This window comes from Flavobacterium piscis (genome assembly GCF_001686925.1).
Taxonomy (GTDB): domain Bacteria; phylum Bacteroidota; class Bacteroidia; order Flavobacteriales; family Flavobacteriaceae; genus Flavobacterium; species Flavobacterium piscis.
In genome coordinates, this window is sequence record NZ_LVEN01000027.1 from 730,368 (window position 1) to 742,513 (window position 12,146).

Genomic DNA, 12,146 nt, shown 5'->3' on the forward strand with positions numbered 1-12,146 from the left:
ATGGCAGTTATTCTTGAGAAAACAAAAATTCTGGTTTATGATAAGAGCGGGGTTTTTCTCAGGTATTTTACAAAAGGAATTTCTGATTGTGACTTTATAGCTTTTTCAGGAACTGAAGGTGCTGATTTCAGTTTGTATGATTATAATTTAATTCTTTTTGTGGCGGACAACGAAATTAATTTAAATGAATTCTTTAAACTTTTAAATTCCCGAGTTCAGATACTATTTGCGTCATCATTAAAAAATAATCCTGAGGACATTGAAGAATTAAAAAGCTGGTTTGATATTAAATTTATTAATATCAACGGTACAAAAAAAGAGGTGATACTTCAGCTTAGGTTCCATTTAAATCAGTATTCTAAAAAGAGGCTTGATGCCCAAGTATATATTTAAATTTAGTCAGACGGGTAAGTAGTTTTGGAAGATTATTACTTGTTTGGGTACCCTGTAATTTCTATTGATTTTGCAGGGTACTTTTATTTTGACAATAGCGTTGATGTTAAAAAAAATCAATGCCTTTTCGGTATCATGATATTTTTGATGTTTGGAAAAATAACTAGTCTTTTCGCCAGAGATCTCTATGTTTAATTTAAAATTACTTAAGTCCTGATATGTAATTCTGACAGATGAGAGAGAACCTTATTGCTATTCTATAATAGAAACTTTGGGATTTTTAACAAACATCTTTTTGCATAAATAATTAACTTATAGTATTTTTAATTAATATCTTACAGGTTAATACGAATAGCACTACTTAAATATATGAAAGCACGTTTTTTAGAAGTCCGAAAAAAAACTGAAGAAATTTGTAATCCTTTGCTTACTGAGGATTATTCAGTACAGCCAAGTGATTTTGCTTCTCCTCCAAAATGGCACTTAGCCCATTCAACCTGGTTTTGGGAAGAATTTTTACTAACAAAGTACGCTCCTGATTATTTAGTTTACCATCCTGATTTTTCCTATTTGTTTAATAGTTATTATAATAATGTGGGAAAACGTGTGCAGCGTCCTTCCAGAGGATTGATGACACGACCAGCTGTAGCAGAGGTTTATGCTTATAGAGCTTATGTTACTGCTGCAGTCGAACGATTTATGAACAACGATTTAAACAAAGAGATACTTGATGTCATTGAAATCGGAATCAATCATGAAGAGCAACATCAGGAACTTTTGGTGTATGATATCAAATACATACTAGGAACCCAGCCGACTTTTCCGACTTACGGAAATAGTTTTTTACCAACTGCAGAAAGACAAGATGCTGGTTTTATAAAAATAGAAGCAGGAGTTTATGAAATAGGACATACAGGAGACTTTTTCTGTTTTGATAACGAATTAGGAAGACACAATGTTTATGTAGCTGATTTTGAGATTGCGAACACGCTGGTTACAAATGGTCAATATTTAGAGTTTATTGAGCACGGTGGCTACCAAAATTTTAATTATTGGCATGATGAGGGATGGGCATGGTTGAATGAAAATGAAATTGAAGCTCCATTGTACTGGCATAAAATGGAAGATCAATGGTTTGAGTATACTTTAAATGGTATGCAGAAAATTGTACCCGATTTACCTGTGATGCATATCAGCTATTTCGAAGCTTTTGCCTATGCACAGTGGAAAGGATTGAGATTGCCAACAGAATTCGAGTGGGAAATAGCCAGCAGTCAATTGAATTGGGGGAAATTATGGGAATGGACCAACAGCGCTTATCTGGCCTATCCTAATTTTAGTAAAGCGGCCGGTGCTTTGGGAGAATACAATGGAAAGTTTATGGTGAACCAAATGGTTTTGCGAGGTGCTTCGGTGGCAACACCGGAGAATCATAGCCGTAATACCTATCGTAATTTTTTCAGTGCCAAAATGCGCTGGCAGTTTTCCGGATTGCGATTAGCGAAATAATTTTTTTAAAACTAAAAGACTATGAAAAACTTTGATTATATTATTATTGGAAGTGGGCAGGCAGGTGTTCCTTTGGCGTTTAGCTTATCAAAAAAAGGTACGGTTGCTATTGTCGAAAAGAGTTTTTTAGGGGGGACATGTGTTAACAATGGCTGTATTCCAACTAAAGCCTATGTAGCAAGTGCCCGCAGAATGTGGGATGCTTTTCATGGTGATGCATTAGGCATTGAAATTCCGGATGGAACTAAAGCTAATCTTGAAAAAATTAAAGCGCGTAAAGATAAGCTCGTACATGAATCCCGATTTGGTATTGAAAAATCGCTTACGAGCAACGAAAATATTACCTTGTATAAAGCTGAAGCTTATTTTTTAAGTGATTATGTGGTTCAGGTGGGAGATACGGCAATTACGGCAAAAAAAATATTTATAAATGTGGGGGCAAGAGCAGTAGTTCCTCAAACTTACGAAGGAGTTCCTTTTTACACGAACGAAAATATTTTAGAAATCAAAGATATTCCTAAACATTTGATCATCATAGGCGGCAGTTATATTGGTTTGGAATTTGGTCAGATCTTTCGAAGGTTTGGCAGCGAAGTTACCATTATTGAGTCCCATGAAAAATTAATAGCAAAGGAAGACGATACAGTTTGTGATGCAGTAGCCGAAATATTGAAAATTGAAGGGATACAGCTTGTGTTTAACGCAAAGGAAATTGCTGCTATTGAAAACAACCAAGACGGCATTAGCGTTACAATCGACAAAAGTGAAATAAAAGGATCTCACTTGTTATTAGCTGTCGGACGTTTGCCCAATACCGATACTTTACGTATTGAGAATACCCATCTAGAAGTGGATGAGAAAAACTATATAAAAGTCAATGATTACTGTCAGACTAATGTTGAAGGTATTTTCGCCATTGGAGATTGTAACGGAAAAGGAGCTTTTACGCATACCTCGTACAATGATTTTCAAATTGTAGAAAGTTTTCTTCTAAGTAAAAAAGAGCGAAAAATTAGTGATCGAATAACTACTTACGGTTTGTTTATCGATCCGCCGCTGGGCAGAATAGGCATGACCAAGAAGGAAGCTCTAGAGAAAGGATATGAAGTTTTGGTTGCACACCGTCCTATGACAAAAGTAGGACGCGCTAAAGAAAAAGGAGAAAGCTTAGGTTTTATGGAGGCGGTAATAGATGCTAAAACCAATCTTTTTTTAGGGGCTTGTGTTTTGGGAGTTGGCGGGGATGAAATCATAAACGGAATCACCAATTTAATGTATGGCAAACAACCTTATACCATTTTTCGGGACGCAGTGCACATTCATCCTACGGGTAGTGAACTAATTCCCACGATGCTTGAAACTTTAAAACCAATTCATAAATAAAAAGTATTTTGATTTCAAAACGCTACAGTCATTTTCGAGCAAATAATTTACTATTATATGGGATGCTTTTTGGAGCTGTCTTCTTTATAAGTGGCATTTTGGCACCAGATGGTTTACTTGCTGTTTTAAGTCGGATAAATCAGCAATTATTAGCAGTTTTTAGTACCTATTATTTGGTATTGGGGCTAATTGTGGTGCTGGCTTCTGTGGCGCTTTTATTTTTACCAATTCGGAATCAACGATTGGGTAGTGAAAAACCAGCTTATTCCTATTTCAGTTGGATTGCCTTGCTATACAGTACCGGAATGGGTTCAGGGTTATTGCTTCGTGCGGTGCAGGAGCCGGTTTATTACTTGAATAACAGTCCTGTAGTGACCTCTAATGCTAAAGAAACGGCGCTGCAGTATACCTTTTTTCATTGGGGATTTACACCTTGGGCTATGTATAGTTTATTTGGATTAATGATTGGGTATAATCTATATGTAAAAAAAGCACCTAATTTATTGCACGCGATAGTACCTTATGTTAAAAGTAGTGTGCTGAAATTTAGTGCCATTCTTTTTATTGTATTGATTACCATTACCGGAGTAATTGCTTCACTGGGTCTGGGAACAGCACAATTAGTAGGTGGGCTGAATTATACTTTTGGCGCGGCGTTTGGAACTAATTTTTTAGTAGGCTGTGTCTTTATAATGGGTGCCATCGCCACATATTCCGCTTTGACCGGGATTACAAAAATGATTAAATTTTTGGCTGATTTTGATTTTCTCTTTTCCATTATTTTAATGCTATTTGTAGCCTTGTTTTTAAATTTCAGTCTTTTTATAACGCAAACTTGTACGGCTTTTTATCACTATGTAATTCATTTTTTTGAAATGAGCCTTGCAATAGGAGATTATACAACCAAGGGCCATTTTACACAGGATTGGACGGTTTTCTATTGGGCATTCTGGTTGGCCTGGGTTCCCTTTACGGGGATTTTTATTGCTCGCATTTCAAAAGGAAGAACGATCAAAGAATTTTTAATTGCTACAATTTTAGTACCCACTTTAGCCACCATTGTATGGTTTGCCATATTTGCCAATAAGGCTTTTGAAATCACATCTAGAGGTAATTCAAAACAGTTTGATGAATTATTCAGTTCTTTATTTGTTTTTTTAGAACATTTTCCTCTGCATGAGATTACCTTTTTGATTGCAGGGATTTTAGTTGCAATTTCAATTATTAATTCGATTGATTCAGCCATTTTTGTATTGGGTATGTTTAGTGATAACGGTAATGAAAACCCATCCAGACCCCATAAACTCGGTTGGGGTATCATAATTACTTCCACCGCGGTAGGGCTCACTGCTCTTGGTGCGGATGAATTGCTCAACGGGATAAGCAATTTGCTTATCATTATGGCTTTGCCTTTTAGTTTTTTGTATCTTTATTGTATCCTCTCATTCTTTAAAAAGAACATTTTTCTCAAATAATGTAACATCCGGCGGGGGGATCTCTTGTATTTTTACTTCAATTAAAAACAGATAATCACCAATAGCCATGCTTATGAAAGATGCAATGATTTTAAATAAAAAGGAAACCCTGAAAAGTATGTTAGAGCAATTCAAAAGTGAAGTGAATGAAGGTTTAAGTAATTCAGTAAAATCATTGCCTTCTAAGTTTTTTTACGATAAAAAAGGAGATGAACTTTTTGTTGAAATTATGCATTTGCCTGAATATTATGTCACGCGTTCGGAGCATGAAATCTTTAAAAATAAAAGCCTGTCAATCATTCAAGCACTACAGCTAAAGCCTGACATCTATTTTGAACTTATAGAACTTGGTGCAGGTGACGGGATGAAAACTAAAGAACTTCTGCAACAATTATCACTGCAAAATTTCAACTTTGATTACCTCCCAATCGATATTTCGCAAAACGCTCTGGATAAACTCGAAATGGATTTGAATAAAGAAATGCCTAATATTTCTGTAAAAACAAAACAGGGAGATTATTTTGATGTTCTGGAATCGCTAAAAGAAAATCAACACCCTAAAGTAATATTGTTTTTAGGTTCAAATATTGGGAATATGTCTGATGAACTGGCAACCCATTTTATATCGAACCTGGGGGAAAATTTAGGTTTTGGAGATAAGCTATTTTTGGGTGTCGATTTAATAAAGCCTTCAACAGTAGTTTTACCTGCTTATAACGACAGTCAGGGCATAACCGCTGCATTTAATCTTAACCTATTGGATCGTATCAATCGCGAACTCGATGCAGACTTTGACATTGAGCATTTTAAGCACCAACCGGAATATGACGAAAAAGAAGGAATTGCAACGAGTTTTTTAGTAAGTACCAAAGAACAAAATGTATTTATAAAAAAACTCAATAAAACCTTTCATTTTGCTAAAGGCGAGAAAGTTTTAACCGAGATTTCAAGGAAGTACAACGATAAAATTTTAAATAAAATTATAAAAAAGGCAGATTTTGCCATTAGGGACAGAATAACTGACAGTAAAAAGTATTTTGCTAATTATATTTTGGAGCGTTTATAATGAATATAAAATCACTTGGGATATTAGGATTAGGAAGTCGTTCTACTCTTTTTTATATCAGAGAATTAAACCGTCTTTATCACGAAAAAAAAGCAGGATACAGCACGTGTCCATTTAAATTATGGAGTGTCAATTTTGATCCTATTAATAAGTTACTTCCTCAAAGCTCCAAAAAACTTGAAGTACTGATTCTTAATTGTCTAGTGGAATTGCAGCAGATGAAAATAGACGCTCTTTTGATTCCTAATATAACCCTTCACGAAACCGTAGATGCCTTAGATTTAAAAATAAATATCATTCATCCCGTAGTACTTGTCATAGCCGAGCTTAAAAAACAAGGTATTGAAAAAGTGGTTTTATTTGGCTCACTTCACAGTATGGAAACCGATTATATAAAAGGTAATTTTAAAAAAGAAGGCATCGAAGTATTGATTCCTTCAAAAGAAGATCGAATTTTTATAGATACTGTCCGGAAAAATATTTATGCAGAAACAGAAACCCCGGAACTACTAAAACAATATAATAATACAGTTGTAAAATATACTGAATTTTATCCGGTAGTATTAGCTTGTACAGAATTGTCAATAGCCTGGAACGACGCCAACGGGAATGTTTATGATATGGCCCGAACTCAGATAAGAATCATTATTGACAATATGGATTAATTTTAAGATTATAAAGCAAAAAAGAAAAACGAGTTAAATATATTAACTCGTTTTTTGTTTTAGTTTTCTATTTGGATACTATGAAGCTACTCAATTCTTTCACTTTACTTTTATCTTTTAATTTAAGGTAAATAAAAAGTTTAAATTTTATTTTCGTCTTCAACAGCATCCTGCCATTTATCCCAGACTTTAACACCTGCATTGTAGCCATCATAACCGTAGTTCTGACTTAACTGACCTTTAATATTAGGCTCTATAGCAAGTCTAAATGGAATTGGCCAGTAATTATTACGTTTGTCCATAGAATAAAACTTTACACCTGGCTTAATAGAAATACCAGCTGGATATTTGTTATAAAGAGTATAATGTACAATACGTTGGTACCAATAACTTCCTCCAACTGCATCTGTTCCGGATTGTTTATCCCAATTATCTTTACTGTAAGTTTGGCCCCATTCATCTGGTTTTCCGCTAAGAGCCAAACAGTGTGAAATACGTTTTAGCTCTACATTTCTCCATTCTTCGAGATAAAGTTCTCTTCCTCTTTCTGCACAAATGTCACCAATAGTTACAGTAGTATACATTTGTGAAGCTTTTGCTCTTGCTCTTACGACATTTACATCCTGAGCTGCTCCAGAAGTATTACCTTGATAAAAACGGGCTTCTGCACGTAATAAATAGGTTTCGGCTAAACGATAGATGTATAAATGTGCACTAGCTCCTGCAGTAGCGCCCTGAAAATCATTGGCTGCCGGATTCGCTTCGGCTACAACATCATGCATAAAGATTTTATAATGTGGAAAATCATACCAATCACGAATTGAATCTTGTGCTAATAGTTTACCGGAGGCATCCCTCATTCTAAAATTTTGTCCGGCCCATGTAGCACTACCGCCTGCTCCGGGAGCATATTTAAGATCTTCCATATTCACCCAGTTTCCAACCGTGCTGTTATGTCTAAGATCCTGTTTATCCTCAATATTATTCACAACCCACATAGGATGCTGAGAATAATAAGAACCACTGATAACACCAATGCCGCGTCCTATTGCTCTTTGATAATCATATTTTGCATTATAATTCGTTTTATCGGTCAGTGGAAAACGCGGTGCTGCTGTTTTACCATCAGGAGTAATTAAATTAGCATCATTCCAGTTAGGTCCAAAAATTCTCATCGAAGAAAATGCTAAAAATGATTGTGCTCCTCCATTTGGTGCAACCAATATCGCTTCAGTATTAGCAGAAATTACCTTGTTCTCAGGTCTGTGTAAATCCCAGATCACATTTCGGGTAATAGGCCACGCAGTCGGATTTCCTCCCGGATCAAAAATCCCTAAAGTGTTTTGTACCAAAGAATATCCTGATTGATTAATCAAAATATTGGCTTGTGCTTCTGCATCAGCAAATCTTCCGGATGCTAAATAGCACTTAATTAATAACTGACGACATGCACCTTTGCTAACCATACCTACATATCCTATTTTTGATTGTTCCGGCACAAATTGTACAGCTTTTTCCATATCCGCCGTAATCATTTCAATGATGGCTTCCTTTTTAGTAGAATAATAACTCTGTTTAGGAACCGACAAGATTTTGGTAATCAATGGAATGTCTCCAAATTGATACACCAGATTAAGATAACGGTAGGCTCTGTGAAAATAAGCTTGCCCGATATATTTATTTTTAACTTCTTCGGATAAAGTGGTCACATTACCAATAAAAGTTAGTACAGTATTCGCATTTTTAATACCCGTATAGGCTTCTGTCCAGAGAAATCCAAGATAAAGTGCTTCTCCGCCTGCATCTCTTCGAAAATCTCCGGTAGGAACAATAGTATTGGCGTAATCAGCAATATTACTACCTGTATCCGTTTTTCCATAATGAGCCATATCAGAGAAAAGATATTCTGAAGCAATGGGAACACTTACACCAGAATAACCATAGTGAATATAATTATTACGCAGTTGTTTATCACAAAGTGCTAAAGTGGCCTGCAAGCCGGCTTCAGTATTAAATGTATTTTCAGGTTCGTAAAACGAAAGCGGATCTGCTTCGAGAAAATCTTTTGAACAGGAACCAGACAAGGCAGCCAATACAATAAGAGGCACCAGTCTTGTAATTTTATTTTGTATATATCTTTTCATTGTTGATAATTATTAAATTTGGAAATTAAAGCCTAAATTAAACTGTCGTGTAGCCAATCCTCCTGTTTCCGGATCTCCAAAATATTTCCATTCTTTAGAGGCAGACCATGTTGCAACGTTTTGAACTGAAGCATAAATTTTTATATTTTTAATATGCACGCGATCTAAAAGATCTCTTGGAAGCGTATAAGCTAACGAAATGTTGTCCAGACGAATAAAACTGCGATCATACAATTTTCCTGGTGCAACAGGAGTTCCGGCAGGTCCTTTAGCGTCAAGACGTGCCCAATCATTAGTTGGGTTGTCAAGTGTCCAATACGGATTTACGTATGGATTGAAGTTGAATTTATATAAACTGGCATCGTTGAACGTATTCATATAATTTGAATTAAGAGATTTACCTCCCACGTTGGAATACATACTGATTGCCAAATCCCAATTTTTATAAATCTTAAAATCATTACGAAGCGACCACTGTACAGGAGAGTTTGAATTTCCTAAAAACTGCTTGTCTTTTTCATTATAAACCGCTTTTTTATAAGGAACACCATCTGGTCCTACAGCATCTACATCGTCTGTAGTATAACTGTTTGCTACTTTAGGATCTCCAGGACGCTGTCCGAATTTTTGAGCTTCTTTCCATTCGTCTTTTTGCCAGATACCAGTCACGCGATAATCCCAGATTTGAGAGATGGGTCTGCCTATAAACCATCCGTTAGCTGAATCGTTACCCTCTTTTTTCCCAATAACATTCCCATTATCATCCTTAATATCTACCATATTACCGTATAATGAGACAATTTTATTTTCGTTATAAGATATTCCAAATGTAGTACGCCATTCAAAGTTTGGTTGTTTCATATTAAGAGTGCTAATACTTAATTCAAAACCTTGATTTTGAACCTCTCCAAGATTGGTTGCAATGGATGAAAATCCAGTAAAACCAGGCAGGGATTGACTCATAATCATATCATGAGTAGATGATTTGTAAAAGTCTAAAGTAGCCGTTACACGATCCTGCAAGAAGCCTAAGTCAAGACCAATATTTGTTGATGTTGTTTTTTCCCATTCCAAACTTGGATTTGCCATACGATCAAGTGCTAAGTACTTAATTTCAAGCGCTTTTCCCGAAGGGTCTAAATAACCCATTGTTCCGGTATTTACAAGGTTTGCAAAAGAAACGTAAGGATCCGCAAGTGACCTGTTTCCATTTTTACCCCAGGACAAACGTAATTTACCTGTGCTCATCGCATCCCAATTAAACCAGTTTTCATTTTTAAAGGTCCATGCCACTCCAAAAGAAGGGAAAACGGCGTAAGGATTTGAAGCTCCAAATGCAGAATATCCATCTCGGCGGACAGTCGCTGTTAGCATATAACGATTATCATACGAATAGAAAAGTCTTGCCATCAATCCATCTGCGGTTTCATGCGTGTCGTTTGATCGAATTGCGCTATTTGCCATTGTTGCAGTATTCACCAGATGAAATCCTAAAGCATCTGATGGCTGGATATTATAAGCGTCCATTCCATCTGACCAATAACGGCGCTCTTCTGCTTCCTGAACAAAAGTGGCTACGATGTGATGTTTTTGAGCAATTGTATAATCCCAGGTTAATGTATTATTCAGGTTGTAATCAAATCTTGTAGCATTATTTCTATTTGCTCCAGTGGTAGCTGCAGGCCAGTTTGGGTTTTGTGTTGACCTGAAATAACGATCGTGATAAAATTGATAACGAGGAGCAATGTTAAATGAATAAGTAATCCCTAAAGGCAAACTTACCTTTGCATTAAAAATGGTATTCAATGTTGTATATCCTGTTTCCTTCTCGATAAATTGGCGTTCGTAGTAATAATTATAATTTTGCCCGGAAACATTTTTCCCCATAGGCTGTCTCTCATAATTGCCATTTGCATCTCTAAAGGTTCCAAACGGGCTGGTTCTCATCATATTGTTATCCCCGGCGTTTGTACCTAAAGAGGGAGTGATATCTCCATCTGATCGGTCCTGAAAATTAACGTTTATTCCAAGATCAAGCCAGTCTGTAACTTTAGCATCCACTTTCATATTAGAACGAGCTGACTTATAATCATTTCCTACAATGGCTCCTTCTGAAGTTAAATAACCAAAAGACATATAATAATTGACTCTCTCGCTTGCTCCGGAAATACTCAAATTATTATCATGATTAATCCCGGTTCTAAAAGAACTATTGCTCCAATCGTGTGTTTTATCTGCTAAGAAATTAGCCATCAGCGAAGGATCAAAATTCAGTCCCAAACGTGCTCCCCATACTTCTTTCGAACTTTTTCCTGTTGTCTGCGCATTTGGTTGGTAAGCTAACCATTGGGCTTCAGTAATACCCCATTTACCTAAATCATTAGGACTTGAAAAATACCCCGGTTTACCAGCAGCAACTGCCCCTGATATCCACGCTTCGTATTGCCCGGTTGTTGTATTAGCTCCATAAGTTTGAGCGGTTTCCCAATCTTCACGATACTTTAAATATCCCTCTGGAGAATATACGCCGCGATAAGCACTCTTATTACTAATCGTTGTATTGGTAGTAAAACTAACCATAGGCTTGCCGGTTTTACCTTTTTTGGTTGAAATAAGAATAACACCCGCTGCTGCTCTCGATCCATATACAGATGCTGCCGATGCATCTTTTAAAATATCAAGCTGGGCAATATCATCAGGATTGATTTCTGAAAGTTCACCATAAAACTGCATTCCGTCTAAAATAATAAGCGGGGAGTTATGAGAACCTGCAGTGTAAACAGAACTCTGCCCACGAACTTGTATATTTCCTCCTCCTTTTGCAGAAGGATCATAGCCTACTCTTACACCAGGAGTACCTCTTAATATATCCTGAACGGTCTGCGGATTCTGGTTGGCTAATTTTTCTGGTGTTACCTGAACAATTGCACCCGTTAAATCCTTTTTCTTCATTTTACCATAACCTACTACAACTACCTCATCTAAGGAAGTGGTTGCTTTTTGCATTTTTAGAGTAATTGAAGTTTGTCCTTTTATGGCCACTTCTTTATTCGAATAGCCCAGAAAAGACACTATTAATACTGCATTCTCGTTATCTACCTTTAAAGTAAATTTTCCGTCAAAATCTGTTAAAGCAGCATTTTTGGTACCTTTTTCTAAAATGGTTACTCCCGGCAGCGGCATACCGTTTTCATCATTTACCTGTCCGGTAATGTTTTTTTGCTGTTGTAAATTTTGATACTCTGTTGTACCCGTAGAACTAACAGCGTATCCATCAACCTGAGATAAAGAAAGTAATACGCAAAACAGCATTACTCTCTTATTCAAATTAAATCCAGATACGCGATCAGGACTTTTTTTAATCCTAATAAAATTTGTCATTTTGGTTTTGTAATTTTTGGTTATTTAATTAGTTAGTTTTTGAAAATCCCTATAACATATGTTTAAAAGATTTAGTGATTTAAGTTGACAAAAGTGATTAATAATCTTTTTTGTAAGGAGTAATAAAATA

General features: G+C 36.0%; 8 protein-coding genes. 6 read left to right on the plus strand and 2 right to left on the minus strand.

Features of this window, described 5'->3' with window-relative positions:
* From FLP_RS13535 to FLP_RS13560, 6 genes are all read left to right on the plus strand, one after another.
* A complete protein-coding gene (locus FLP_RS13535; RefSeq protein ID WP_121323131.1) occupies positions 1-393 on the plus strand; it encodes a hypothetical protein in 393 nt (130 codons plus the stop codon).
* 369 nt (positions 394-762) lie between these two features.
* A complete protein-coding gene (egtB, locus tag FLP_RS13540; protein ID WP_065450014.1) occupies positions 763-1,902 on the plus strand; it encodes an ergothioneine biosynthesis protein EgtB in 1,140 nt (379 codons plus the stop codon).
* Between the two features lie 21 nt (positions 1,903-1,923).
* Positions 1,924-3,285 (plus strand): mercuric reductase, encoded by a 1,362-nt coding sequence (locus tag FLP_RS13545; protein WP_065450015.1) that lies wholly within the window; start codon positions 1,924-1,926, stop codon positions 3,283-3,285.
* Positions 3,286-3,293: 8 nt separating this feature from the next.
* Positions 3,294-4,760 carry a BCCT family transporter gene (locus tag FLP_RS13550; RefSeq protein WP_123921672.1) on the plus strand — a complete coding sequence of 489 codons (1,467 nt, stop codon included), beginning with the start codon at positions 3,294-3,296 and terminating at the stop codon, positions 4,758-4,760.
* A gap of 73 nt (positions 4,761-4,833) precedes the next feature.
* Positions 4,834-5,826, plus strand: a complete 993-nt coding sequence (locus tag FLP_RS13555; RefSeq protein WP_243397599.1) for an L-histidine N(alpha)-methyltransferase — start codon at positions 4,834-4,836, stop codon at positions 5,824-5,826.
* Positions 5,826-6,491, plus strand: coding sequence for an aspartate/glutamate racemase family protein (locus tag FLP_RS13560; protein WP_065450017.1), 666 nt, complete (start codon positions 5,826-5,828; stop codon positions 6,489-6,491). Before FLP_RS13555 ends, FLP_RS13560 begins: the two co-directional genes overlap by 1 nt.
* A 140-nt stretch (positions 6,492-6,631) precedes the next feature.
* On the opposite strand, the gene FLP_RS13565 is transcribed toward FLP_RS13560, so the two are convergent.
* Both FLP_RS13565 and FLP_RS13570 read right to left on the minus strand, forming a co-directional pair.
* Positions 6,632-8,635: a RagB/SusD family nutrient uptake outer membrane protein gene (locus FLP_RS13565; RefSeq protein ID WP_065450018.1), complete on the minus strand. Its 2,004-nt coding sequence runs from the start codon at positions 8,633-8,635 to the stop codon at positions 6,632-6,634.
* Positions 8,636-8,647: 12 nt separating this feature from the next.
* Complete coding sequence (locus tag FLP_RS13570; protein WP_065450019.1) at positions 8,648-12,016, minus strand: SusC/RagA family TonB-linked outer membrane protein; 3,369 nt, start codon at positions 12,014-12,016, stop codon at positions 8,648-8,650.
* Between the last annotated feature and the right edge of the window lie 130 nt (positions 12,017-12,146).

Bases quoted from the DNA above. Each gene is read 5' to 3' on its own strand.
- FLP_RS13535 (WP_121323131.1), top strand. From the start codon at position 1: ATGGCAGTTATTCTTGAGAAAACAAAAATTCTGGTTTATGATAAGAGC.
- egtB (WP_065450014.1), top strand. From the start codon at position 763: ATGAAAGCACGTTTTTTAGAAGTCCGAAAAAAAACTGAAGAAATTTGT.
- FLP_RS13545 (WP_065450015.1), top strand. From the start codon at position 1,924: ATGAAAAACTTTGATTATATTATTATTGGAAGTGGGCAGGCAGGTGTT.
- FLP_RS13555 (WP_243397599.1), top strand. From the start codon at position 4,834: ATGAAAGATGCAATGATTTTAAATAAAAAGGAAACCCTGAAAAGTATG.
- FLP_RS13560 (WP_065450017.1), top strand. From the start codon at position 5,826: ATGAATATAAAATCACTTGGGATATTAGGATTAGGAAGTCGTTCTACT.
- FLP_RS13565 (WP_065450018.1), bottom strand. From the start codon at position 8,635: ATGAAAAGATATATACAAAATAAAATTACAAGACTGGTGCCTCTTATT.
- FLP_RS13570 (WP_065450019.1), bottom strand. From the start codon at position 12,016: ATGACAAATTTTATTAGGATTAAAAAAAGTCCTGATCGCGTATCTGGA.